Below are 26094 nucleotides of genomic sequence, written 5' to 3'. Positions count from 1 at the left end.
GGAGCGAGGGATTCATTCTTTATAAGGCGTTGAGTCTATCCCAAATGGGTGTTGTTCTGCTCTTCAATAAAAAGTAGCCAATGGACATAATGTTGCCATGTACTTTCCTGATGCAGGATTTCAGCCCTGAGAGGATGGTGGGCTTGCCACTGATATGGAAGCGTGATGGTAAGCGTTTCATTTTCAGCTTGTAAGCGCAGAGCGGACAAAGAGTCATCCTGCCGTCGGCTGGCGAAAATAATGGCGAGACGCAGTAAACGGCACAATCGCAGTGCCAGCTGTGCCGGTAAGGCATTTTGCTGATTCAGTGATGCTAAATCGATAGCTCCGCTCTGATTTTGCAATAATGTCGCTAGCAGGCGTTTTTGAGCAGGGGTGTAACCGGGTAGATCTAAATGACTAATCAGATAAGCAGAATGAGCCGGCCCCTGACGGAAATCGATACACAGGCCGATTTCATGCAGTAAACAAACACTGACTAACAGTTCCCGGCATCGCTCATCCAGTTCCCATGTTTTAGCAACTTGCTGAAAGAAATGTTCTGCCAGTTGCCTGACGCGCAGTGCCTGTTCTGCATCAATTTGAAAACGCTGTTGAATATTCTGTAGGGTTCTGGCCCGGACATCCTGCTCGACAGGTAATTCCAGCATTCCGTAAACCAGACCTTCTCGCAACGCGCCTCCTGCCAGAATCATGCTCTCAATTTCTAATGCCTGAAAGATAGCAATCAGGATTGCAAGGCCACTTGGAAAAACCAGTGCCCGCTCCAGAGTCAGGCCATTTATTTCCAGCTCTTCCAGCTTCCCGCATTCAATCGCTTTAGATTTGAGTTGTTGCAGTTTGGGCAGAGTGATAAGTTCATCCATGCCCTGAGCAATCATAATCTCCTGAAGCGCCTGAACGGTGCCGGATGCTCCGACACAAATCTGCCAGCCCTGTTTCAGCAGTGTCGTGGTGACCGGAGCAAGGATCTGGTGAGCTGCCGCCTCTGCTTTAGCAAAGTTTTCTTCTGTCAGGCTGCGATCATTGAAATAACGTTCGAGCCAAGTAACACAACCCATCTCAAGGCTGAATAACTGTGTGGCATTTGCGCCCGTACCTGTAACCAGCTCTGTACTGCCCCCGCCAATATCCACCACCAGACGCTCCTCCGGACCGCCTGTGGTGTGAGCAACGCCCTGATAAATCAGCCGGGCTTCTTCTTCCCCTCTGATAACTTTGACCGGGGAACCTAAGATTTCAGAGGCTTTCCCGACAAACTCACCGGAATTTTCAGCAAGTCGCAGTGTAGCTGTCGCGACAACGCGGATCTGTGGAGCAGGAATATCCTGCAAATATTCCGCAAAAAGGCGAAGGCATTGCCATCCTCGTTCCATTGCCTGTTGTGATAAGTGGTTATTTTTATCTAATCCAGCGGCCAGCCTGACCTTACGCTTGATTCGGGCAACCACCTGAATACTATCGGATACTCTACGGACAACCAGCATATGAAAGCTGTTTGAGCCTAAATCGATAGCGGCATAGAGCGAAGAAGAACTCAGCATTTTGTTATTCCAGAATTACGTTAATCAGCCTGAACGTTTACGGATTGCGTTTACGATTACGAACAGTGTTTCCACGGCGTGGCATATTAGTGCGGCGTGGATGTCCCCCTGAGCGCGAACGGTTACGGCGTTTGGGCACTGGTAAATCTTTCAGCAATGCATCACTGTTATATTTGCTTACAGGGATCTGGTGCTGAATATATTCTTCAATAGCTGGCAGATTCAGCGCATATTCTTCACAGGCCAGACTGATTGAATGACCACTTTCGCCTGCCCGGCCGGTTCGGCCAATGCGATGGACGTAGTCTTCACAGTCATCCGGCAAATCATAGTTAAATACGTGTGTTACTGATGGAATATGCAGCCCGCGTGCAGCAACATCGGTAGCAACCAGAATATCCACATTCCCCAGACTGAACTCTTCCAGTATACGCAGGCGTTTTTTCTGTGCGACATCGCCGGTCAGCAGGCCGACACGATGACCATCGGCAGCCAGATGTGCCCAGATATCTTCACAGCGATGTTTGGTATTAGCAAAAATAATACAGCGGTCGGGCCACTCTTCTTCCAGCAGGGTCTGTAACAGACTCATTTTCTCTTCATTGGAAGGATAGAACAGTTCTTCCTTAATACGGTGCCCTGTTTTCTGTAATGGTTCGACTTCCACATATTCAGGATTGTTCATTTGCTCAAAAGCTAATTCACGTACCCGATAAGAGAGTGTAGCGGAAAACAGCAGCGTCATACGCTGAGTCGCAGAAGGAATACGACGGAATAGCCAGCGGATATCCTTGATAAAACCAAGGTCATACATCCGATCCGCTTCATCCAGTACAACAACCTGAATAGCGCTGAGATTAATATATCCCTGCTTAGCATAATCAATCAGGCGGCCTGTAGTACCAATGATGATATCAACACCGGCTTCCAGTACTTTTAGCTGCTTATCATAGCCATCTCCGCCATAAGCAAGCCCCATTTTTAGCCCGGTAGCTTCAGCCAGTTCTTCTGCATCAGAATAAATCTGGACAGCCAGTTCGCGGGTCGGAGCCATAATCAGCGCGCGTGGCTGATTGGTTTTATGATCCGCCGCAGCGGGATGGCTGAGTAAATAATGAAAAGTAGACGTCAGAAATGCCAGCGTCTTACCCGTTCCTGTTTGTGCTTGCCCCGCAACATCCTGGCCTTCGACAGTAAAAGGCAATGTTAGCGCCTGTATTGGCGTGCAGTTTGAAAAGCCCTTTTTATCAAGGGCTTCAATGACCTTGGGGTGCAATGCGAAGTCGGAAAACTTCTTTTCTGTCAAATGTGTTTTGCTCATAGTGTGGTAGAATATCAGCTAACTATTGCTTTAAGAAAGTGTATCCGCTGAAATAAAGACACCTTATGTTGGTTAATGTAGACTGATAACCTAAAAGATTTTACTTTGGAGTCCAATTAATGAGTGAAAAGATTGTGAGTGCTGGCGTTATTCATCTGGCAGACAGTGACTTTAATGAAGATAAACTGCAATCAGAAGGTATTGTTCTGGTTGATTTTTGGGCAGAATGGTGTGGTCCTTGTAAAATGGTCGCTCCTATTCTGGATGAAATCGCGGCAGAATATGCAGGTAAGCTGACTGTGGCTAAACTGAATGTTGATGATCACACCGAAACCGCACCAAAATTTGGTATCCGTGGCATCCCGACACTGATTCTGTTTAAAGACGGTGAGAAAGTCGCAGTAAAAGTGGGAGCTTTGTCAAAAACTCAACTGAAAGAATTTTTGGAGCCATACCTCTAACTTAGAGTTTGCTCACAGTAATTAAGGACGTTTAGCGGATAAGGTGATTTATCTTACTGACAGCTAGACGTCCGCTACGAAGCATGGTAAGTTAGCGACCACGTGCTTATATGGAACATGCATAGAAAAATTTTCATCATCTGCATGAATAATTGACAACGGACATGTTACATACTAAACAATCTGTAGTGTCTGATAAATCTGTTATCTCTGACACCTTGAAATATCTGATGGCATATCGTATTTAGTACAGTATCTAAAAGCATATAGTATCTAAAAGCATATATAGTGAGTCATTCAGTATATAGCCTGATGCTGAAGACGTCTTTATGCTAACATCCCAATGATGTTTTCGTTCCAGCGTCTATGTTGAAGCCTTCTTTTACTGAACCTCTTTTGCTGAGATAATTTTTGCTAAAACAGTATTTGTTGAAACGGTACTTACGCTGAGATAGCTTTTCACTGAGATAGTTTTTAGTTCTGAACTTAATCACATTTTGTTATTACCATCTCAGCCGTGCATTCACAGTTTGTTAGCCTTATTTTGAAATCAATTAGAGTACTTCAGACTATTACCTTGTAATATAAATTTATATGTTAAAAGGTTGTATTTGTTTTGGGTACAAATAAACAGGCACCGATAACGCTGCCATACCATTCACGTTCATAGTTCGAGATATACCCCGAGTTAAAGAACCCACCATTATGAATCTTACCGAATTAAAAAATACGCCGGTATCAGAGTTAATTACTCTCGGCGAAAATATGGGGCTGGAAAATCTGGCTCGTATGCGCAAGCAAGACATTATTTTCTCTATCCTCAAACAGCATGCGAAGAGCGGAGAGGATATTTTCGGAGATGGTGTGCTGGAGATATTGCAGGATGGATTCGGTTTCCTCCGCTCAGCAGACAGCTCCTACCTTGCAGGCCCCGATGATATCTACGTTTCTCCTAGTCAAATCCGCCGCTTTAACCTCCGTACCGGTGACACCATTTCAGGTAAAATCCGCCCACCGAAAGAAGGTGAACGTTATTTTGCCCTGTTAAAAGTTAATGAAGTTAACTTTGATAAGCCAGAAAATGCCCGCAGCAAGATCCTGTTTGAAAACCTCACCCCACTTCATGCTAATAACCGTTTGCGTATGGAGCGTGGTAATGGTTCTACAGAAGACCTGACAGCCCGGGTTCTGGATTTGGCTGCACCTATCGGTCGTGGTCAGCGTGGTCTGATTGTAGCACCACCAAAAGCGGGTAAGACCATGTTGCTGCAAAACATTGCGGCGAACATTGCACATAACTATCCGGACTGCGTATTGATGGTATTGCTGATCGATGAGCGTCCGGAAGAAGTGACCGAAATGCAGCGTCTGGTAAAAGGTGAAGTTATCGCTTCTACTTTTGATGAGCCTGCTTCCCGCCACGTTCAAGTGGCTGAAATGGTCATTGAGAAGGCAAAACGTCTGGTTGAACATAAAAAAGACGTTATTATCCTGTTGGATTCCATAACCCGCCTTGCCCGTGCATATAACACCGTTGTTCCGGCTTCTGGTAAAGTGCTGACCGGTGGTGTGGATGCCAATGCTCTGCATCGTCCAAAACGTTTCTTCGGTGCAGCACGTAATGTTGAAGAAGGTGGTAGCCTGACCATCATCGCTACAGCACTGGTTGATACCGGTTCTAAAATGGATGAGGTCATTTACGAAGAATTTAAAGGTACAGGTAATATGGAATTGCACCTGTCCCGTAAGATTGCAGAAAAACGTGTTTTCCCTGCGATTGATTACAACCGTTCTGGTACGCGTAAAGAAGAGTTGCTCACGACTCAGGATGAGCTACAGAAGATGTGGATATTGCGTAAAATTATTCATCCTATGGGTGAAATTGATGCAATGGAATTCCTTATCAATAAACTGGCTATGACAAAAACAAACGAAGAATTTTTCGACTTTATGAAACGTTCGTAGTCTGCAAATAAAAATTGATAGTCCATAAACAAAAAGTAATTAAGCGATCACTTCTTCAAAAAAACGCCACTCTGCTGTGGCGTTTTTTATAGATAGAGTTTAAGTTACCACAAAATGGCATGTATTTTGCTTATTTATCTTTAGAAGATACGTGTTCCCAAGCAGTGCTGAAATAGGTGCTCCGTGAATAATTATTGATCACGATCTACGACTAGCTTTACCAGCGTGTAGTTATCTTACATTTATTGTTGGCACCTTATTTATTGACTGGATGCTTATTTAATAAGTTGATCTTAAAGGGAATATAAAAGTCAATGAATAATATATGCTCTACCATTCTTTTTGCAGAGAGTTGTTATTGTGAATATTCCCAGTATAACTGCTGAAATTTTATGCGTCTTTGTATTCTCATTTATATTTTTATTTGTGTCGCGTAAGGTCTCACAACATATCGGCCTTGTAGATAAACCTAATTCCCGTAAATGTCATCATGGAGTAATCCCCTTGGTAGGAGGGATATCTATCTTTTTTGGAATTTGTTTTGGCTTTGCGATAACAAAAGAGTTTATCCCCCATAAATGGATATATTTATCTTGCGCTGGAATACTGGTTTTTATTGGTGCACTAGATGATCGTTTTGATCTTAGTGTAAAGATCCGGGCGATAATTCAAGCCTTAGTTGGCATTAGTATGATGTACTTTGCTGGGCTTAGATTAGAAAATCTGGGTGAGGTTTTTGGGCCATGGGAGATGGCGCTTGGGCCATTTAGCTATGTTGTCACCCTGTTTGCGGTCTGGGCAGCTATAAACGCCTTCAATATGATGGATGGTATTGATGGCCTGTTAGGTGGCCTGTCCTGCGTTTCTTTCGGGGCTCTGGGTATCCTGCTGTATGAGAGCGGAAATACAGCTTTAGCATTCTGGTGCTTTGCATTTATCGCCGGGATACTGCCTTATATTTTTCTTAATCTGGGGCTGTTGGGTAAACGCTTTAAAGTCTTTATGGGAGATGCCGGGAGCACATTAATTGGTTTTACCATTATCTGGTTGCTGACTGAAGCGACTCAGGGGGGAAATCGTTCTATCAATCCTGTGACGGCTTTATGGATCATTGCTATTCCGTTGATGGATATGGTTGCGATTATGTATCGCCGACTGCGTAAGGGAATGAGTCCATTCTCACCAGATCGTCAGCATATTCACCACTTAATCATGCGTGCTGGTTTCACATCCCGTCAGGCCTTTGTCTTAATCACGATGGCTGCAGCGTTGTTAGCCGGGATTGGTATTATTGGCGAACGGCTGGATTTTGTTCCTCAATGGGTAATGTTGGCATTATTTTTGCTTGCATTTATGTTGTATGGTTATTGCATCAAAAGAGCATGGCGTGTGGCCCGTTTTATTAAACGGTGTAAACGTCGGATGCGTCGGGTTGCAAGCCATCACTAAAAAAACATCGGCTTATCAAAGAGGTTTTGCGCAGTGGAAAACTCAGAAACGAAATCTAATCAGGATCAAACGGTTACAGAGCATGAACTGGATATTCGTGCGCTATGTTGTGCTCTGTGGCGTGGAAAGATATGGATTATCGCACTGGCAATAATTTTCGCTGCTGTTGCTCTGGCTGCATCGTATCTGATGCAGCAAAAATGGAGCGCAACCGCTATTGTGGATTTACCGACAACTAATAATCTGGGGAGTTATTACTCACAACAGCAATTTTTGCGCAATCTGGATACACATATTAATGCTTCACCGGAAGCCCAACTGCCGACTATTCCCGATGGGGCTTACAAAGAGTTCATGATACAAGCTGAAGCTTATGATACTCGTCGTGAATTCTGGCTGCACTCCAATTATTACAAACAGCGTCATGATGGTAAGAGCAAAGCTGATGCGGTGTTACTGGAAGAATTAATCAACAATATTCAGGTGACTCGTCGCGGTGAAAAAAATGTCCAGAATGAAAGTATCAAACTGACGGCAGAAACCGCTGCTGATGCTAACCGGCTTTTGCGGGAGTACATTGCTTTTGCTAACCAGCGTGCGAGTACTCATCTGAATGACGAAATAAAAGGCGCATGGGCAACACGGACTCAGTCAATGAAAGCGCTGGTCAAACGGCAGGAGCTCGTCGCTAAGGCCATGTATAACCGTGAATTGAACGTATTGCAGCAATCATTAAAAGTTGCTGAAAAACAGGGTATTCAGCGTAACCAGACAAACACACCTATCGGTGAATTACCTGAATCCAAAATGTTTATGCTGGGAGTCCCATTACTGCAGGCTCAGCTTGAAACACTGGAGGCTACAGGCCCTAATTACAGTATCGATTATGATCAAAATATAGCGATGCTGTCGACACTCAGTGTCGGCCCCACTTTACAGAACACTTTTCAGACCTACCGTTATCTTAGAACGCCAGAAGAGCCCGTTAATAGAGACAGCCCTCGCCGTGTATTTATGATGGTTTTGTGGGGAGGTGTAGGTCTGTTGATTGGTGCCGGAGTCGCATTAGCGAGGCGTTCACGCACATAATTTTATATTCCTTTGTGGAACCACCCAGCAATGATTAACAAAATAAGAGAGCCGCTGTGAAAGTGTTGACTGTGTTTGGTACTCGCCCGGAAGCCATCAAAATGGCACCGCTGGTACACGCTTTAGCCGAGGATAGTGATTTTGAGGCAAAAGTTTGTGTGACCGCACAGCATAGGGAAATGTTGGATCAGGTACTGAACTTATTCGGGATCAAGCCGGATTTTGATCTCAATATTATGAAGAAAGGGCAGGATCTGACGGATATTACCTGCCGGATACTTGAATCCATAAAGCCGGTATTAAATGAATTCAAGCCAGATGTAGTACTGGTACACGGTGATACCACCACCACAATGGCAACCAGTCTGGCGGCTTTTTACCAGCGAATTCCGGTAGGACATGTTGAAGCCGGGCTGAGAACAGGCGATCTTTATTCTCCATGGCCGGAAGAGGCCAACCGTAAAATTGCAGGTCATCTGGCAACGTATCATTTTGCTCCGACAGAAAATTCCCGCAGTAATCTCTTACAGGAATCTATTGCAGACAAGGCTGTTTTCGTTACGGGAAATACCGTTATTGATGCTTTGCTCTGGGTGCGTGATCGCATTATGCATGATGACATATTAAGGGGGCAGCTTGCCGAGCTTTACCCCTTTATTGATCCTGCTAAAAAGATGATTTTGGTAACAGGCCATCGCCGAGAGAATTTTGGCGGTGGTTTTGAGCGAATTTGTGAAGCGCTGGCGCAAATCGCCAGAATGCACCCAGATGTGCAGGTTGTTTATCCTGTACACCTGAACCCTAATGTATGCGAACCGGTAAAACGTATTTTGCATGGTATTGAGAATATTATTCTTATCAGTCCACAGGATTACCTGCCCTTTGTTTATCTCATGGATCATGCCTATTTGATCCTGACTGATTCAGGCGGGATTCAGGAGGAAGCTCCTTCTCTTGGTAAGCCCGTTCTGGTAATGCGTAATACCACAGAGCGGCCGGAAGCGGCTGATGCGGGTACTGTGCGGTTGGTAGGAACAAAAACCCAAACTATTGTTGATGAAGTCACGCGTTTATTGACGGATAACTCCGCTTATCAACAAATGAGCCGGGCCCATAATCCTTACGGGGATGGCAAGGCTTGCCAGAAAATTCTGGAAATATTGAAGAAAAATCAGGTGACATTATGAGTTTTGAAACAATTTCTGTGATCGGTCTTGGTTATATCGGTTTACCTACTGCGGCAGCATTTGCTTCCTGCCGGAAAACGGTTATTGGTGTTGATGTTAACCAGCATGCAGTGGAGACGATTAATCGTGGAAAGATTCACATTGTTGAGCCTGATTTGGATCAAGTTGTAAAAGCAGCTGTTGAAGGTGGTTATCTGAGAGCGGTAACTTCACCTCAGCCAGCGGATGCATTTTTGATTGCGGTTCCTACGCCTTTTAAGGGCGATCACGAGCCTGATATGGCTTATGTTTATTCAGCAGCAGAATCCATTGCACCTGTTTTGAAAAAAGGCGATCTGATTATTCTGGAATCAACCTCGCCTGTCGGTGCGACGGAACAAATGGCTGAGAGGCTGGCAGAAGCCCGACCGGATCTCTCCTTCCCGCAACAGGCAGGGGAAAATTCAGATATTGATATCGCTTATTGTCCTGAACGGGTATTACCGGGTCAGGTCATGGTGGAACTAATCAAAAACGACCGTGTTGTGGGAGGAATGACCCCAAAATCCTCTTACAGAGCAAGTGAGTTATATAAAATTTTCCTTGAAGGTGAATGTGTTATCACCAACGCCAGAACGGCAGAAATGTGTAAGCTGACTGAGAACAGCTTCCGGGATGTTAATATCGCCTTTGCCAATGAACTCTCGCTTATCTGTGCTGAACAGGGAATTAATGTCTGGGAATTAATCCGTCTGGCAAACCGGCATCCTCGGGTCAATATCCTGCAACCGGGGCCGGGAGTCGGTGGGCACTGTATTGCAGTCGATCCGTGGTTTATTGTGTCACAGAATCCTACGCAGTCTCGCCTGATCCGTACCGCCCGCCTTGTTAACGACGACAAACCACTTTGGGTGGTTGATCAGGTGAAAGCCGCAGTCGCGGATTGTCTGGCGGAAAGCGACAAACGAGCCAGTGAAATTAAGATTGCCTGCTTTGGTCTGGCGTTTAAAGCAAACATTGATGATTTACGTGAAAGTCCGGCAGTTCATATCACCAAAATGATTGCGCAGTGGCACGCTGGTTCTACTTTGGCTGTTGAACCGAATATTCACGAACTGCCTCATTCACTGGAAGGTGTAGTGGAGCTGGTCAGCCTACAACAGGCACTGGAAGAGGCTGATGTTGTCTTGATGCTGGTGGATCATAGCCAGTTTAAGGCTATCAATGGCAGCCAGATAAAACAAAAATGGGTTGTAGATAGCAAAGGAGTCTGGCGTTGAAACGTATTCTAATTACTGGTGGAGCAGGGTTTATTGGTTCTGCGGTGGTTCGCCATATAATCAACCATACTGAAGACAGTGTCGTTGTGGTTGATAGTCTGACTTATGCCGGCAATCTTGAGTCACTGGCACCGGTCGCTGATCATCCTCGTTATGCGTTTGAGCAGGCGGATATCTGTCATCGTGATGCTTTGGAACGTATTTTTCAGCAATATCAGCCTGATGCGGTGATGCATCTGGCGGCGGAAAGCCATGTTGATCGCTCCATTGATGGGCCAGCGGCATTCATTGAAACCAATATCATTGGTACTTACACCCTATTAGAAGCGGCTCGTGCATTCTGGCAGCAGTTAGATCAGGAAAAACAGGCAACATTCCGTTTTCACCATATTTCAACGGATGAGGTCTATGGTGATCTGCATGGCGAAGAGGGCTTTTTCACAGAAACGACACCTTATGCACCGAGCAGCCCTTATTCAGCATCCAAGGCATCCAGTGATCATCTGGTCAGGGCATGGCGACGCACTTATGGTTTACCAACAGTGATCACGAACTGCTCGAATAACTATGGGCCTTACCATTTTCCGGAAAAGTTGATCCCTCTGGTGATCCTGAATGCACTGGCGGGTAAACCTTTGCCTGTCTACGGTGAGGGAAAACAGATCCGGGACTGGCTGTATGTGGAAGATCACGCACGGGCGCTGCATCTGGTAGTGACTCAGGCTGTACCGGGCGAAACGTATAATATTGGCGGCCATAACGAGCGCCGTAATATTGACGTGGTCGAGACTATCTGCGAGTTGCTGGAAGAGTTTAAGCCGGAAAAACCAGCAGGTGTGGCGCATTACCGAGAGCTGATTACTTACGTTACAGATCGACCGGGGCATGATATGCGTTATGCCATTGATGCCGCAAAAATTGAGCGTGAATTGGGCTGGAAACCACAGGAAACGTTTGAATCCGGTATTCGTAAGACAGTGCAGTGGTATCTGGCAAACGAAAACTGGTGGCGCAGGGTGCAGGATGGCTCTTATGCGGGAGAACGCCTTGGTTTGTCTGAACATGATGGACAGTTTGATCAAATAGATAAACCCATTCAACTTCAAGATGAGTGTGATATCTCCCCGCGACGCGGGGAGATATAAGAATTCGCCTCATATTATCAGTTGCAACTTAAGGTTTATCGAATATAAACCCATCTGGGGGATGACATGAAAGGAATTATACTGGCTGGTGGCTCCGGCACACGCCTGTACCCAATAACACGCGGCGTCTCAAAGCAGTTATTGCCTATTTATGACAAGCCAATGATCTACTATCCGTTGTCAGTCTTAATGCTGGCAGGGATACGCGATATCCTGATTATTTCCACTCAGGAAGACTTACCTGCATTTAAACGATTACTGGGCAATGGTGAGCGTTTTGGCATTCATCTGAGCTATGCAGTACAGCCTTCGCCGGATGGTCTGGCGCAGGCATTCCTGATTGGTGAAGAGTTTATTGGTGATAACCCTTGTTGTCTGGTGCTGGGTGACAATATTTACTTTGGTCAGGCATTCAGTCCGAAGCTACAAAGTGTTGCGGCCCGTAGTCATGGCGCGACCGTATTCGGCTATCAGGTTATGGATCCTGAGCGGTTCGGTGTTGTGGAATTTGACGAACAGTATCGCGTTCTTTCTATTGAAGAGAAGCCCGTACAGCCAAAATCCAATTGGGCGGTGACCGGACTTTACTTTTATGACAACAACGTTGTGGATTTCGCCAAGCGGGTAAAACCATCCATTCGTGGAGAGCTGGAAATTACCAGCATTAATCAGATGTATCTGGAACGTGGCGAGCTGAATGTTGAATTACTCGGGCGTGGCTTTGCCTGGCTGGACACTGGTACCCATGACAGCCTGATTGAAGCCAGTATGTTTGTGCAGACTGTCGAAAAACGGCAGGGCTTCAAAATTGCCTGTCTGGAAGAGATCGCATGGCGTAATGGCTGGATGAGTGATGATCAGGTCAGGGCTTCTGCGGCAGAATTGGCCAAAACAGGCTATGGCCAATATTTGCTGGATTTACTCCATGTCTATTCACGCTGATATTGAACCTCTGGCATGGGACAGCCAATTCTTTGGTCTGTCCACTGCCCGTCTGAATATCATAACGGCCTCTTCACCGTCTGCTGTGTCAGTCACTGCGGCTAAACTGGATGAATACGCCTTAGTACAGGCAAAAGTGCCGGCTCAGCAGGTTTATCTGATTGATCAATTATCAGCGCTGGGCTTTTCTCTGGTGGAAGGTGAAGCAGATTTACGGTTATCTATTAGCCCAGAAAAAGCAGGCAGAGCTCAGGTATTAATAACCGCGACCTCACAGGATATTCCATTACTTAAAGCGGCGGCTGCCAGCGTATTTTCAACCAGTCGCTTTCGTACACCCTGGTATCAGGTGAATGATAGTGGCCGTTTTTATGCGACATGGGTTGAGAAGGCGGTTTTGGGCACCTTTGACCATGAGTGCCTGCTTGTTAATGATGAGTGTGGCAATCCTGCTGGTTTTGTCACCATAAGAAAGATAGGAAGTCATGAAGCACGGATAGGTTTGCTGGCGGTAATGCCGGACAAATTGCAGCAGGGGATCGGAAAAAAATTAATGTCAGCGGCGCAACAATGGTGCCATAACCATGAGATACAATGCCTGAGAATTGCAACGCAAATCAGCAACATCACGGCTTTGCGCCTTTATACACGTAGTGGTGCAACAATCGAAAGCACTGCATATTGGTTATACAGAGGACGAAATGATTCCATTTAACAAACCCCCGGTTGTCGGCACTGAACTGGAATATATGCAACAGGCAATGGCCAGTGGGAAATTGTGTGGTGATGGTGGTTTTACCAAACGTTGTGAAGAGTGGATGGAGAAACGCTTTAGTTGTCCGGATGCTTTGCATAAAACCGATGCTTTTCATAAAACAAAGGTGTTGTTAACGCCTTCTTGTACTGCTTCCTTAGAAATGGCGGCAATACTGTTGAATATCCAGCCGGGTGATGAAGTCATCATGCCGAGCTACACCTTTGTTTCGACGTCCAATGCCTTTGTTCTGCGTGGAGCAACCATTGTTTTCGTGGATATTCACCCGGACACGATGAACATTGATGAAACCAAAATTGAAGCCGCCATCACAGATAAAACCCGCGCCATTGTGCCAGTGCATTATGCAGGGGTAGCCTGTGAAATGGATACCATTATGGCATTGGCAGAAAAATACAATCTGTATGTTGTAGAAGATGCCGCACAGGGAGTTATGTCAACTTATAAAGGGCGTGCGCTGGGGACGATTGGTCATATTGGTTGTTTCAGCTTCCATGAAACTAAAAATTACTCAGCCGGAGGCGAAGGTGGAGCAACACTGATCAACGATCAATCCATGCTTGCCCGTGCCGAAGTTATCCGTGAAAAAGGGACTAACCGTGCTCAGTTTTTCCGGGGGCAGGTAGATAAGTATACCTGGCGTGACATTGGTTCCAGCTATCTGCTTTCTGACTTACAGGCGGCATTTCTGTGGGCACAACTGGAAGTTGCGGATAAAATCAATCATCGCCGCCTGACGCTATGGAATAACTATTATCAGGCGCTGAAACCATTGGCTGATAAAGGGCTGCTGACTTTGCCTGTTGTGCCAGAAAATCTGGAACACAATGCCCACATGTTTTATATCAAACTGAAAGATGTGGCAGAACGTAGTGAATTTAATCGTTTTATGAAAGAGGCGGATATCCTGACGGTATTCCATTACGTTGCACTGCATACCAGCCCGGCTGGTGAGAAATGTGGTCGTTTTCATGGCGAAGACCGCTTCACTACCCGTGAAAGTGAGCGCCTAGTGCGTTTACCGATGTTTTACAATATCACTGATGAAGAACAACAGATTGTCATCAGTCGCATCAAGGAATTTTTTGCCTGATATGTCACTTGCCAAAGCCTCAGTCTGGACGGCTGGCTCCACACTAATCAAAATTGGTGTGGGGTTACTGGTCGTTAAACTTCTGGCCGTCTCCTTTGGCCCGGCAGGGGTGGGGCAGGCGGGAAATTTCCGCCAGCTCATTACTGTTCTGGGAGTACTGTCTGGTGCCGGGATTTTCAATGGTGTGACCAAATATGTTGCGGAGCACCACTCTGAGCCGGAAAAGCTCAATGCTGTACTGGGAACGTCATCCTCAATTATTCTGGGGTTTTCTACCCTGCTGGCGGTAGTTTTCCTTTTATTCAGTGAAGCTATTAGTATTAGCCTGTTTGGTCACAACCATTACAAAACTGTTGTGCAGGCGCTCGCATTTATTCAAATGGGAATCGCTTATGCCAACTATTTTCTGGCTATTTTGAAAGGGTTCCGCGATGCTCAGGGAAATGCACTGGCCATTATACTCGGCAGCCTGACAGGGGTGATTGCTTATGGCCTGTGTTATTGGCTGGGAGGTTACGAAGGTGCACTGGCTGGTCTGGCTTTAGTCCCCGCTTTGGTGGTTTTGCCGGCAGGAATGATGTTACTGCAACGCAAAACGATAGCATTTTCAGCACTGAAACCTGCATGGGATCGCGCCATTGCCAGCCATTTGGGGAAGTTTACGCTGATGTCCTTGCTGACTTCCATTACACTGCCAGTCGCTTACATCATGATGCGAAACTTAATGGCTGAGCGTTATAGCTGGGAAGAAGTGGGGATTTGGCAGGGTGTAAGCAGTATTTCCGATGCTTATTTACAATTTATCACCGCTTCTTTCACCGTTTATTTGTTACCGACCCTTTCTCGACTGGAAAGTAAAAATAAGATCACCAGTGAGATCGTAAAGGCGCTGAAGTTTGTATTACCCGCAGTGGCTGTTGCCAGTTTTTCCGTCTGGTTACTGCGTGACTTTGTTATCTGGCTATTGTTTTCAGATAAATTTACCGCAATGCGGGATCTATTCGCGTGGCAGCTGGTGGGAGATGTTCTGAAAGTTTGTGCCTATGTTTTTGGCTATCTGGTGATAGCAAAAGCCGCCCTGCGCTTTTATATATTGGCGGAAGTCAGCCAGTTTCTGTTGTTGACCGGTTTTTCTCACTGGCTGATCCCGATAAATGGGGCGCTGGGGGCAGCACAATCTTATATGGCGACCTATGTCGTTTATTTTAGCCTTTGTTGTAGCGTATTTATTATTTATTGCAGACGAGCATGACAACCTTAATCCACGTTTTGGGATCGGATATCCCGCATCACAATCAAACGTTACTGCGTTTTTTTAATGACGTACTGGCACAGGAAACTAAGCCTTCAGCCAAGCCGTGTTTTATGGTGGTGGCTAAAGATGCTTCATGGCAAGACCCTTTATGGATAGCCGAAAATTATCCTGCTTTAACTATCACAACTTATGAAAACAAAGCAGTATTATCGCAGGCAGTCATCGCAATGGCACAGGAAGACCGGGCTAACCGCTTCTTTTTTCATGGGCAGTTCAATGCAGGCTTGTGGCTGGCTTTATTAGCCGGAAAAATCAAAAGTCATCAATTCTGGTGGCATGTGTGGGGGGCTGATTTGTATGAGGATTCCCGCCAGCTTAAATTTCGTATGTTCTATCTATTGCGCCGTCTGGCTCAGAAACGGGTTGGAAGAGTATTTGCGACACGGGGGGATCTTAACTATTTCTCGAAATCGCATCCGCGAGTACCGGCTTCACTGCTTTATTTCCCAACACGCATGACACCTTCGCTGACAGTGAAAGACAAACTATTTTCACCTGAAGGGATCACCATTTTACTGGGAAATTCAGGTGATCAATCTAATCGGCATATTGAAGCACTACACAAAATTCATCGTCAGTTCGGTTCAGAAGCTCGGCTTATCCTGCCAATGGGTTACCCCGATAATAATCAGGCTTATATTCAGAATGTAGAACAGGCCGCATTATCGTTATTCCGGGCTGAAAATATCAGAATACTGAAAGAAAAAATGACATTTGATGATTATTTATCATTACTGCGTCAATGTGATTTGGGCTATTTTATTTTTCAGCGTCAGCAGGGAATAGGAACGCTTTGCCTGCTGATTCAACAGGGGATCCCTTTTGTTCTGAGCCGCCAGAATCCATTCTGGCAGGACTTAGCCGAACAGCAAATACCGGTTCTGTTTGATGGTGATGAACTGAATAAGCATTGGGTGCAGGAAGCGCAGCGTCAGATGCTGTCTCTCGATAAGAAGGCAATCGCTTTTTTTGATCCTAACTTTGTCAAAGGGTGGAAAATTGCCCTGCTGGAAGCATCTGGAGAGCTGCAATGACGCTGGTGCAATTTGGTGGGCTGTTTGTTGTTTATGCAATCTCGTTGATTTTTATTCTGACACTGACGTATCAAGAATTTCAGCGCGTTCGTTTTAATTTTAATATTTTTTTCTCACTGCTTTATCTGCTGACTTTTTATTTTGGTTTCCCACTGACAAGCATACTGGTTTTTCAGTTTGATGTTCAAGTCGTACCGGCGAGTTCACTGCTGTATGCAATATTGGCATCAACTTGTTTCTATGCCATTTATTATGTCAGTTATAAAGTACGTCTCAGGTACCGGGTATCGGAGAAGGAGAGCGCAACGAGTGGTCTTGTTCCGCGTAAGCCATTGTTCACCATGAACCGGGTGGAGACTAATCTGGCGTGGCTTTTGTTGGCGGGTATAGCCATTTTTTCTGTTGGCTCTTTCTTCCTGCAAAATGGTTTTCTGTTATTTAAGCTACAGTCGTACAGCCAGATCTTTTCCAGTAAGGTTTCCGGAGTAGCGCTTAAACGCTTTTTCTACTTCTTTATCCCCGCCATGCTGGTGGTATTTTTCCTGAAACCGACCAAAACGCGTTGGCTGTTATTTTTAGTGGGAACCGTTGGATTCGGCATTCTGACTTATGTGATTGTCGGAGGAACACGGGCCAATATCATTATTGCGTTTGCACTGTTTCTGTTCATCGGTATTGTCCGGGGCTGGATTACATTGTGGATGCTGCTTTTGGCCGGTGTTATTGGGATTGTCGGTATGTTCTGGCTGGCCCTGAAGCGTTATAGCCTTGATGTGAGCGGAGCAGAAGCATTTTATACTTTCCTGTATTTGACCCGTGATACTTTTTCTCCGTGGGAAAATCTGGCTTTGCTGCTGGATAACTACAGCAAAATTGACTTTCAGGGATTGGCCCCGATTATCCGGGATTTCTATGTTTTTATTCCGGGCTGGGTCTGGCCGGACAGGCCGAATCTGGTGTGGAACACAGCTAATTATTTTACCTGGGATGTGTTGAATAACCACTCTGGTTTAGCGATTTCCCCGACACTGATAGGCTCTCTGGTTGTTATGGGGGGCGTGTTTTTTATACCGCTTGGGGCAGTTGTTGTTGGCCTGATTATCAAGTGGTTTGACTGGATTTATGAAGCCGGGAAACAGGAAGCAAACCGTTATAAAGCAGCTATTTTACAGGCATTCTGCTTTGGCGCGATTTTTAACATGATAGTCCTTGCCCGTGAAGGTATGGATTCTTTTGTTTCTCGTGTTGTGTTTTTTGGTGTTGTCTTTGGTCTGTGCCTGATAGTAGCAAAATTGCTGTACTGGCTGTTCGATAGTGCAGGGCTTGTTCGGAAGTTTGTCATCACCAATATGTCTGTATCACCAGAAACACCTGCTCGGGTGGATGTAAGGAGCAAAAATGGCGCTGAATGATATTCGTAAATATCGTATCCGTGGTCTGGAACTATGGGGATTTCAGGGAATGTCACATTTCCTCGATCATCTTTTTCAGGATGGGCAGGTCAAGACAGGAACACTGGTGGCTATCAACGCAGAGAAAGTGCTTACTGCTGAGAAAGACAAGGCACTGAGCACACTGCTGGATGAAGCGGAATATCTTTATGCAGATGGCATCAGTATTGTGCGTGCCATTCGGCGTAAATATCCGGATGCGCAGGTGTCACGCATTGCGGGCGCGGATTTATGGGAAGCCCTGATGGAGCGCGCAGGACGTGAAGGTACTCCGGTCTTTTTGGTGGGAGGCAAACCGGAAATTCTGACGCAGACAGTAAATAAACTTCGTAAACAGTGGAATGTCAATATCGTAGGCAGTCAGGATGGTTATTTTACCGCTGATGAGCGCAATGCGGTATTTGAACGTATCCGTGCCAGTGGTGCAAAGATTGTTACGGTTGCAATGGGCTCGCCAAGGCAGGAAATTTTTATGCGTGACTGCCGAAAAGTGCATTCTGGCTCACTGTATATGGGGGTCGGGGGAACGTATGATGTTTTCACTGGGCATGTGAAGCGTGCGCCAAAAGTCTGGCAGAATTTAGGTCTGGAATGGCTTTATCGTCTGTTGTCACAGCCTAGCCGTATCCGCCGGCAAATCAAACTGTTGAGGTTTTTGGGGTATTACTACAGCGGTAAGCTGTAGGTGATATTTTAATTGCTGTTAACCCACTGTGCTCGTCTTAATGTTAGGGATGGTGCAGTGGGCTGTCTTACCTTAGTCCACTTCATTTAACTATCTTCGTTGACTCGATTTTACAATTTTTTATTTCACTGATAGGCAAAACGTGCTTTGATCCCTGCCTTTTTACAACTTATCTTCACAACCATTGATTATTAATTCCTGTATTTTTTCTGTTTGCAAATAAATATAGACACCATAAAAATGGATAGGGAGTTTTATGAGTGATTCGAAACAAGATCTGCCCGAGCAGGGGCTGCAAAGAGGACTTGAAGCGCGACATATTGAGCTGATTGCGCTAGGTGGCACAATCGGTGTCGGGCTGTTCATGGGCTCTGCCAGTACCCTGAAATGGGCTGGCCCTTCAGTTTTACTGGCTTACATTATTGCCGGTCTTTTTGTCTTTTTCATTATGCGGTCAATGGGCGAAATGCTATTTCTTGAGCCTGTTACCGGTTCATTTGCTGCTTTTGGTCATAAATACCTCAGCCCCTACTGGGGATGTCTGACCGCTTGGGGTTACTGGTTCATGTGGGTTTCTGTCGGGATTTCAGAAATTACCGCTGTGGGAGTCTATGCTGAATTCTGGTTCCCTGATTTACCACAATGGGTAGCGGCTTTGGTGGCGGTTAGTCTGGTGGCACTGGCTAATCTGGCCGCTGTGCGGCTGTATGGAGAACTGGAATTCTGGTTTGCAATGATCAAAGTCACCACGATTATTGTGATGATTTTAGTGGGAATCGGGCTGATATTTTTTGGATTAGGTAATGACTGGCAAGCCATCGGTCTTGATAATCTGACGACTCATGGTGGTTTCTTTGCCGGTGGTTGGAAAGGATTTTTGTTTGCATTGTGTATTGTGGTTGCATCCTATCAGGGCGTCGAGTTGGTTGGTATTACCGCTGGTGAAGCCAAGAACCCACAGGTTACCCTGAAAAAAGCAATCAACAATATTCTGTGGCGTATTCTGATTTTCTATGTCGGGGCGATTTTCATTGTTGTCACCCTGTTTCCATGGACTGAGATAGGCAGTCATGGAAGCCCGTTCGTCATGACTTTTGCTAAAGTTGGTATTGCTTCTGCAGCGGCAGTGATTAACTTTGTGGTACTGACTGCGGCCCTTTCCGGATGTAATAGCGGCATGTACAGCGGAGGCAGGATGTTGTATGCGCTGGCTGAAAATCGTCAGTTGCCGGCTTCATTGCGTAAGCTATCGAAAAATGGTGTACCTGTCAGATGTGTTGCAATCACTATTGGTTGTCTGATTGCCGGTTCCAGCCTGAATTATTTGATCCCAAATCCACAGTCTGTTTTTGTGTATGTCTATAGCGCCAGTGTCCTGCCGGGGATGGTACCGTGGTTTGTGATTCTGGTGAGCCAGCTACGTTTCCGTCAGCATCATCAGGAAGCCCTGAAACAGCACCCGTTTAAATCGATACTTTTCCCTTATATCAATTACCTGACACTGATTTTCTTGTCTTGTGTATTGATTGGGATGGCGATTAATCCGGATACGCGTTTTTCACTCATGGTTGGTGGTGCCTTCCTGCTGATTGTGTCACTGATTTATTGGGTAATAAAATTTATCCGGGAACAAAAACAGATAGAAAATGTAGGGTAAATTTTCATCTGAAAAACAATTTGCGGTGGGGAAGTGCTGTCTTTATCAACGAAATGAATAAAGCATAATCAAACGCACCATTTCTTTAAAAAAAGCACTGGACAGTTGGAGATTAAATCCGTACTATCCTCCACCGCAACGGCGTTAAGCGCCCGTAGCTCAGCTGGATAGAGCGCTGCCCTCCGGAGGCAGAGGTCTCAGGTTCGAATCCTGTCGGGCGCGCCATTTAAAGCGTGCAAGAGCAGTGACAATGGGTTATCGTGGTACGGCGTTGTAAGCAGTAATAAAAGATATGTTATGGTGGCTATAGCTCAGTTGGTAGAGCCCTGGATTGTGATTCCAGTCGTCGCGAGTTCGAGTCTCGTTAGCCACCCCATCTTTTTTATGACATTGCGAGGGTGGCGGAATTGGTAGACGCGCTAGCTTCAGGTGTTAGTGTCCTTACGGACGTGGGGGTTCAAGTCCCCCCCTTCGCACCATAAAAAAGAAAATGAGTATCTTAGCTTTAAAAAATATTTCGGCGAGTAGCGCAGCTTGGTAGCGCAACTGGTTTGGGACCAGTGGGTCGGAGGTTCGAATCCTCTCTCGCCGACCAGATTCTTAAGAAAAGCCCTGCTATAAGCAGGGCTTTTCTTATTGTATTTAAAGAAAATAAAAAATATTTCCCTTTCCCTAAATCTCCTTTGCTTTTCTGATACTCGATTCTTTTGAAATAGATTGTTTTTATTAGTTTGCAATTTTATTAACTTTTTGTTTTTAAAATTGTTTTAATCTCAGTGTTGTATTTCAACGACAAACGATACCCTTTACTGTCTCTTATTGGAGACATATAACTTGTTGATTATATTTGAGTGTAATTTAGATGCTGAATTGTTGTCTCAAATGAGAGACGGTATTTGGCGTATTTTCTAGAAAGCTAACCTATTCATTTGATCTCTTATGCTGTTTTTTCATCGAGTGGACTTTAGATTTAGACTATAGAGTTATTTATGTGCCCGTAATTGGGTGAGGAGAAAATCTGGCATGGAAAATGCATTAGTAAAATCGTAGATGCTCATCCCACTCCTTATGACAGCATAGCTTCATAAACCTCGGGATGATGTAGAGCTGATGCTGGTGCCTATGGTCCATGTTATAGATGAGTAAGCAATTGTCTTTTCATCACGAACCGGACATAACGTTGAGTGAGGCACTATCCGTCTGTAGACCTGATTGTATTTATGCACCTGTCTTTTATCGTGACAGGTGTTTTTTTTGCCTGTTATTTTCTTTTCTGCATATTGTTCAGCATTTTTGCCATGATTAACGGTGATTTCCCTGTCTGAGTTGTTAATCATGACAAATTTCTAAAGGTTACGCTTCTTCTGAGGTACTTTCTCGTTTCAGTGTCAGCATAAAGCCTTTAGTACGTATTTGAGCGGCTTCTTCACGTTTATGCAGCCTATCCAGCGCATCAGCAAGCCAGGCATAATCATGGGCATCAGGACGCTGTGCAAGGGCTGCCTTAAATGCTGTTTCTGCTTTAGCCCACTCGCCATGACGTAATGCTATTTGCCCCAATGTACTGTTAAGCAGAGGTGTTTCACCATGTTGCTTCAGTAAATGTGACAGTGATTTTTGCACGGCCTCGGAATTACCCGCTTTTAAGTGAGGAAGCAGCAGTAACAGCCGGTCATCATATTGTTGCTTTAATCCGTCGAGAATAATTCGCTGTGCAGTTTCATGATCATTACACTCGATCAGATGTTCAGCCATCGCAACCTGTAGCGCTGTTTCATTGCGGATCTTGCGGTGTTGATCTTTCCACCATGCTTTTAATCCGGCACTGCCTTTTTCTGCCATGACCTGATTCATCAGCCCGATATACGCTTGCTGATGCAATTGAGACATTTGCTCTTCGTCATGCAGACCCACTTTTTTGATCGCAGGTAAAATATCAATCAGCGACTGATAGGCACCTGAGCGCATATACGCCTGTTCAGCGAGTCGTAACACTTCCGGATGTCTCGGTGCTGTATCCAGTAACTTATCTACACTGTTACGGGCTGCATGGGTTTCCCCTTGTGCTAACTGGATACGTGTGCGGGTAATATCGACAGGCAGTTGGTCTTTATCTGCAACTTCGGCGGCGCGCTCGATATATTGATTAGTGCGGAAATAATCCCCTCGTTGCTGAGCCGCTTCCGCAGCAAGCAGGTAGTTAACGACAGGGTCTTCTGCATGATCAGCATTACGTGTCATTAAATGTTCAACCTGTTTGAAGTCCCCCTCAGCCAGCTTGAGTAATGCTTGTCTGGTTTGTAAACGGGCGCGCTTACGCTTATACCCGCCAAAAATCCAGCTATGGGTAAAAGTGCCGGTGCGTTTTAATCTGCGGTAGCACCAGCCGATAAAAATCAGCAGGAATTGCAGCAGAAGGAACATAATCACTAAACCGGTCACGCTGGTAGTGATATCGTAATTGTCGGTCCGGATAAGAACGTATCCCTGATGTCCTGACAGGAAAGGGCCAAGAACAACACCGATAATAAGGATGACAAACAATAATAATATTTTCAGCATCTTCAACCCTCCTGAACAGGTGTTTCCGCCTGAGCTGGGGCATTTTCAGACTTTGGCTGATGCTGGGCTTCCGGCAGAGGTTGAGAAGCCGGCTGATAGATACGCTTACGTACTAAATCGGCCAGAATGGGCTGGCTGCTTAATTGTTCAGGCATTTCAATGGAAAGAGGCTGTTTTTCCAGCGTTTTCAATTCTTCCAGAAAGGTAATGGTGTCTGGCAATGAGGTATCAAAATAAGCGTTCACCCAGGTTGAAACAGATTCTAGTGAGTCCCGATAAGTATCACTTTGTCGGCGGGGAACAGCCTGGGCTGCAATTAACAGTTTAGAGCGAATATTTTCTCGTAGGTAGATTTCCTGCTTTGGTGCTAATAAAGGCTCTTTGGAGCCATCACGCGGTCTGATAGTGATGAAGTTATCCATAAAACTGTGCCAGCTTTTGCTCAGATTCTGACGCCAGTCAGAGAGTGAGGCACTGATCTCTTTACCGTCTTCATCCATGGGTTTCCCTTGTTCCACTTTATCAACCAGCGGTAAGTTATCTACCTGATTTGATAAGTTATTCAGGGTCAGAATGATACCATCCAGATCGACTTGTTTAATTTTGGACAGCGTATCCATATCTGTCTTAATCGCTGAACGGGCAGGCATTAAGCTGGCGTCATTCATATCCGCAAGACTGTTGTCAGCGTCTTTTAGTAGTGCAAGGGCGGTGGCAATATCCTGATCACCCCATATCTTGCGGCTGGCCATTTTCACGAGAAAATTTGCTTGTGCCAGACGCCAGTTCTCAACGTCAGAATTCGTAATGGCAGAAACTCGATCCTGAAGTTCTGCCATGCGGCTGTCCACTTGCTGGATTTGTTGCTGGTTTTTCGTCTCTTCTTTCTGCAAGCCCTGTTTTAACTGTTCAATTTTGCTGTCAGCATCCTGCTTATCGACAGATTGCTGTTGTATGAGGGAAGCAACCTGAGTTTGCAGATTGAGGTTTGCAGCTCTTAATGCCTCGTTCTGTTGTTTATTGTGATAATAAAGATAGAGCCCACCGGCGCCTACTGCCAAGGCAATGGCAATTGAGAGAGTACTGCCCACCCATCCATAATTTCTGGATTTGCGAGGAGCCTTTTCAGGCTGCTGAGGGTGTTGTGTCTCAACCGCATCAGTGGATTTCTTTTGTTCCGTCATAATGGACATCCCATATTGGTTTATTCCAGCGCCTGCATTAAGGCGTCATTATCTGCACTCTTAGCTACTTTTATTACTTGCCAGCCCAGTGTCCGGGCGATACCGGCGAGGCGTTCACTGACTACAATCAGTCGGCAATTTAATAACCACGCTTTGCTATTACTACTATCATTAGCGTTACCTTCAGCGCTATCACCTTCAATAACTAAGTTATATAACAGTCGTAACATTTCGCCACTGGTAACAACGATGGTTTTTATACCACACCGCCGCCAGTAATGACTGAACTCAGCTGAATGATATTTGACAGCTCGACGTGCATAGCATTCACAGTAGTCGACTTCTGCTCCTCTTGCCCGCAGGGTTGAAGCAATCATTTCACGGCCACCATTACCCCGGAGTAATAAAACTTTTTTATTCTCCACCTGCTGCAAGGAGGGGAGTTGCAGTAAATCTTCACTTGTTTCTCCCTGCTCTGGCCAGAGAATGCTTTTCCCTGTTTTTTGATGAAAAAACAGGGAAGTTGATTTACCGATACCATAATAAGATAGTCTGTCAGACCATGACAGGCTATCTTGTCCAAGCTGCTCACAGGCATAATGAACGGCATTTTTGGAGAGCAGAAAAACAAAATCACCTGCCGTTAGCCTTTGCAGTTTCTGAGACAGCAAGGGCAAATCGGCCCCCGGATGAATTGAAATAAGTGGCGCACTGAATGCCGTTTTACCAGCAGCTTTTAACCGATTAACCAATTCTTCTCCTGCGGGGGCAGGGCGGGTGATTAAGATACTCATGCAGGTAGATCTCTCTGATAAACGTCAACCAGAATCTGGCGGGCACCTTTCTCCAATAATTCTTCGGCCAGTGAAATACCCGCCTGACAAGCTTCTTCGGATGATATTGCTTTATCACTGCTGATAGTGCTTTGACTACAGCTCGTTTTTTCACTACAACTCGTTCTTTCACTACAACTCGTTCTTTCACTACAAATAGTTCTTTCGCCCCGGATGATGTTACTGCCATCAGGTGCGCCAACAAGCGCTCGTAACCAGATATTATCGCCCTGCCAGATGGCATAACTACCAATAGGAACCTGGCAGCCCCCTTCCAGACGGGTATTCATGGCTCGTTCAGCGAGGACACAAATTTCCGTGTTTTTATGATTTAAAGGCGCAAGTAACTCACGGGTCTGTATGTCATCCAGACGGCACTCGATACCAACGGCACCTTGCCCGACAGCAGGAAGCAGTAATTCCGGCGCGAGTGGCATCCGGATGCGATCTTCCAGCCCTAATCTCTTCAGCCCGGCAGCGGCAAGGATAATTGCATCATAATCACCCTTGTCCAGTTTGCTTAAACGGGTGCCAACGTTGCCACGTAAGTCGCGGATCACAAGGTCAGGACGAAGATGGCGCAGCTGACACTGGCGGCGCAAACTGGATGTGCCGACGATACTGCCGATTGGGAGGTCATCGAGTGAGGCGTATTCTACTGAAACAAAAGCATCTCGTGGATCTTCCCTTTCACAGATTGTGACCAATCCCAAACCATCAGGAAATTCGACTGGGACATCTTTCATGGAATGAACGGCAATATCAGCGCGATTTTCAAGCATTGCCAGTTCCAGCTCTTTTACAAATAACCCTTTGCCACCAACCTTGGCGAGAGGGGTATCAAGAATGATATCTCCACGGGTGGTCATAGGAATTAACTCAACCTGCAAATCAGGATGAAAATGTTTTAGTTGTTTTTGAACATATCGAGCTTGCCACATAGCCAGAGGGCTTTGGCGAGTCGCAATGCGAATGGTTTTCATTGTCATGGATAATAGTATTGGATAATTGTATTAATTAACGGCAATTGGAGGTTTTTAACCTCAGAAGTGAAAAATAGAACAGTAAAAATAGATCTCTTTTAACACTTCGATAATGTTTTTTCCAGTTAAGAAAAACTCGAATAGTATATAAATATACAGT

Annotated in this window: 22 protein-coding genes and 4 tRNA genes; 19 read left to right on the top strand and 7 right to left on the bottom strand. The window is 45.5% G+C overall.

Features of this window, described 5'->3' with window-relative positions:
• Positions 1-35 precede the first annotated feature (35 nt).
• Positions 36-1544: a guanosine-5'-triphosphate,3'-diphosphate diphosphatase gene (gppA, locus tag AACX68_RS10665; RefSeq protein WP_228859122.1), complete on the bottom strand. Its 1509-nt coding sequence runs from the start codon at positions 1542-1544 to the stop codon at positions 36-38.
• 37 nt (positions 1545-1581) lie between these two features.
• On the bottom strand, positions 1582-2865 hold the full coding sequence (gene rhlB, locus AACX68_RS10660) for an ATP-dependent RNA helicase RhlB (protein ID WP_228859121.1): 1284 nt from the start codon (positions 2863-2865) through the stop codon (positions 1582-1584).
• A gap of 134 nt (positions 2866-2999) precedes the next feature.
• On the opposite strand from rhlB, the gene trxA reads away from it, so the two are divergent.
• The 19 genes from trxA (at position 3000) to AACX68_RS10565 (ending at position 20967) form a co-directional block, all read left to right on the top strand.
• The gene (gene trxA / locus AACX68_RS10655; RefSeq protein ID WP_369800383.1) at positions 3000-3326 is read left to right on the top strand and encodes a thioredoxin TrxA; all 327 of its coding nucleotides are present in this window, start codon (positions 3000-3002) and stop codon (positions 3324-3326) included.
• A 705-nt stretch (positions 3327-4031) separates the two neighbouring features.
• Positions 4032-5291, top strand: a complete 1260-nt coding sequence (gene rho, locus AACX68_RS10650) for a transcription termination factor Rho (protein WP_010845326.1) — start codon at positions 4032-4034, stop codon at positions 5289-5291.
• 360 nt (positions 5292-5651) lie between these two features.
• A complete protein-coding gene (wecA, locus tag AACX68_RS10645) occupies positions 5652-6740 on the top strand; it encodes a UDP-N-acetylglucosamine--undecaprenyl-phosphate N-acetylglucosaminephosphotransferase (RefSeq protein ID WP_228859120.1) in 1089 nt (362 codons plus the stop codon).
• A 33-nt stretch (positions 6741-6773) separates the two neighbouring features.
• Entirely contained in the window at positions 6774-7829 is a 1056-nt protein-coding gene (wzzE, locus tag AACX68_RS10640) for an ECA polysaccharide chain length modulation protein (protein ID WP_228859119.1), read from the top strand.
• Positions 7830-7885: 56 nt separating this feature from the next.
• Positions 7886-9016 carry a non-hydrolyzing UDP-N-acetylglucosamine 2-epimerase gene (gene wecB, locus AACX68_RS10635; protein ID WP_228859118.1) on the top strand — a complete coding sequence of 377 codons (1131 nt, stop codon included), beginning with the start codon at positions 7886-7888 and terminating at the stop codon, positions 9014-9016.
• Positions 9013-10275, top strand: a complete 1263-nt coding sequence (wecC, locus tag AACX68_RS10630) for a UDP-N-acetyl-D-mannosamine dehydrogenase (protein WP_228859117.1) — start codon at positions 9013-9015, stop codon at positions 10273-10275. The genes wecB and wecC overlap by 4 nt, the downstream gene beginning before the upstream one ends.
• Positions 10272-11420 (top strand): dTDP-glucose 4,6-dehydratase, encoded by a 1149-nt coding sequence (rffG, locus tag AACX68_RS10625; RefSeq protein WP_228859116.1) that lies wholly within the window; start codon positions 10272-10274, stop codon positions 11418-11420. Before wecC ends, rffG begins: the two co-directional genes overlap by 4 nt.
• 66 nt (positions 11421-11486) lie before the next feature.
• On the top strand, positions 11487-12362 hold the full coding sequence (gene rfbA, locus AACX68_RS10620; protein WP_228859115.1) for a glucose-1-phosphate thymidylyltransferase RfbA: 876 nt from the start codon (positions 11487-11489) through the stop codon (positions 12360-12362).
• On the top strand, positions 12346-13077 hold the full coding sequence (rffC, locus tag AACX68_RS10615) for a dTDP-4-amino-4,6-dideoxy-D-galactose acyltransferase (RefSeq protein WP_228859114.1): 732 nt from the start codon (positions 12346-12348) through the stop codon (positions 13075-13077). Before rfbA ends, rffC begins: the two co-directional genes overlap by 17 nt.
• A complete protein-coding gene (gene rffA / locus AACX68_RS10610) occupies positions 13064-14230 on the top strand; it encodes a dTDP-4-amino-4,6-dideoxygalactose transaminase (RefSeq protein WP_228859113.1) in 1167 nt (388 codons plus the stop codon). Before rffC ends, rffA begins: the two co-directional genes overlap by 14 nt.
• Before the next feature lies 1 nt (position 14231).
• The gene (wzxE, locus tag AACX68_RS10605) at positions 14232-15482 is read left to right on the top strand and encodes a lipid III flippase WzxE (RefSeq protein WP_228859112.1); all 1251 of its coding nucleotides are present in this window, start codon (positions 14232-14234) and stop codon (positions 15480-15482) included.
• The gene (locus tag AACX68_RS10600) at positions 15479-16579 is read left to right on the top strand and encodes a TDP-N-acetylfucosamine:lipid II N-acetylfucosaminyltransferase (protein WP_228859111.1); all 1101 of its coding nucleotides are present in this window, start codon (positions 15479-15481) and stop codon (positions 16577-16579) included. Before wzxE ends, AACX68_RS10600 begins: the two co-directional genes overlap by 4 nt.
• Positions 16576-17991 (top strand): ECA oligosaccharide polymerase, encoded by a 1416-nt coding sequence (gene wzyE / locus AACX68_RS10595; protein WP_228859110.1) that lies wholly within the window; start codon positions 16576-16578, stop codon positions 17989-17991. Before AACX68_RS10600 ends, wzyE begins: the two co-directional genes overlap by 4 nt.
• Complete coding sequence (wecG, locus tag AACX68_RS10590) at positions 17978-18715, top strand: lipopolysaccharide N-acetylmannosaminouronosyltransferase (protein WP_228859109.1); 738 nt, start codon at positions 17978-17980, stop codon at positions 18713-18715. Before wzyE ends, wecG begins: the two co-directional genes overlap by 14 nt.
• 256 nt (positions 18716-18971) lie before the next feature.
• Complete coding sequence (gene thrP, locus AACX68_RS10585; RefSeq protein WP_228859108.1) at positions 18972-20372, top strand: bifunctional threonine/serine APC transporter ThrP; 1401 nt, start codon at positions 18972-18974, stop codon at positions 20370-20372.
• A 148-nt stretch (positions 20373-20520) separates the two neighbouring features.
• Positions 20521-20597 (top strand) — tRNA-Arg (locus AACX68_RS10580).
• 75 nt (positions 20598-20672) lie between these two features.
• Positions 20673-20748, top strand: a tRNA-His gene (locus tag AACX68_RS10575).
• A 16-nt stretch (positions 20749-20764) separates the two neighbouring features.
• Positions 20765-20851: transfer RNA gene (locus AACX68_RS10570), tRNA-Leu, on the top strand.
• Positions 20852-20890: 39 nt separating this feature from the next.
• Positions 20891-20967, top strand: a tRNA-Pro gene (locus AACX68_RS10565).
• Between the two features lie 487 nt (positions 20968-21454).
• Here the strand turns inward: AACX68_RS10565 and AACX68_RS10560 are convergent.
• From AACX68_RS10560 to hemC, 5 genes are read right to left on the bottom strand one after another with little or no spacing between them, the layout of a single operon-like run.
• The gene (locus tag AACX68_RS10560; protein ID WP_228859107.1) at positions 21455-21709 is read right to left on the bottom strand and encodes a hypothetical protein; all 255 of its coding nucleotides are present in this window, start codon (positions 21707-21709) and stop codon (positions 21455-21457) included.
• Between the two features lie 16 nt (positions 21710-21725).
• Positions 21726-22934 carry a protoheme IX biogenesis protein HemY gene (gene hemY / locus AACX68_RS10555; protein ID WP_228859106.1) on the bottom strand — a complete coding sequence of 403 codons (1209 nt, stop codon included), beginning with the start codon at positions 22932-22934 and terminating at the stop codon, positions 21726-21728.
• 2 nt (positions 22935-22936) lie between these two features.
• A complete protein-coding gene (hemX, locus tag AACX68_RS10550) occupies positions 22937-24118 on the bottom strand; it encodes a uroporphyrinogen-III C-methyltransferase (RefSeq protein WP_228859105.1) in 1182 nt (393 codons plus the stop codon).
• A 20-nt stretch (positions 24119-24138) separates the two neighbouring features.
• Complete coding sequence (hemD, locus tag AACX68_RS10545; protein ID WP_228859104.1) at positions 24139-24912, bottom strand: uroporphyrinogen-III synthase; 774 nt, start codon at positions 24910-24912, stop codon at positions 24139-24141.
• Positions 24909-25940 (bottom strand): hydroxymethylbilane synthase, encoded by a 1032-nt coding sequence (gene hemC / locus AACX68_RS10540; protein WP_228859103.1) that lies wholly within the window; start codon positions 25938-25940, stop codon positions 24909-24911. The genes hemD and hemC overlap by 4 nt, the downstream gene beginning before the upstream one ends.
• Between the last annotated feature and the right edge of the window lie 154 nt (positions 25941-26094).

It is taken from the genome of Xenorhabdus sp. PB61.4 (genome assembly GCF_963894935.1).
Lineage (GTDB): Bacteria > Pseudomonadota > Gammaproteobacteria > Enterobacterales > Enterobacteriaceae > Xenorhabdus > Xenorhabdus stockiae.
The sequence above is the reverse complement of the archived record's forward strand: the minus strand, read 5'-3'. Positions and strand labels throughout refer to the sequence as shown.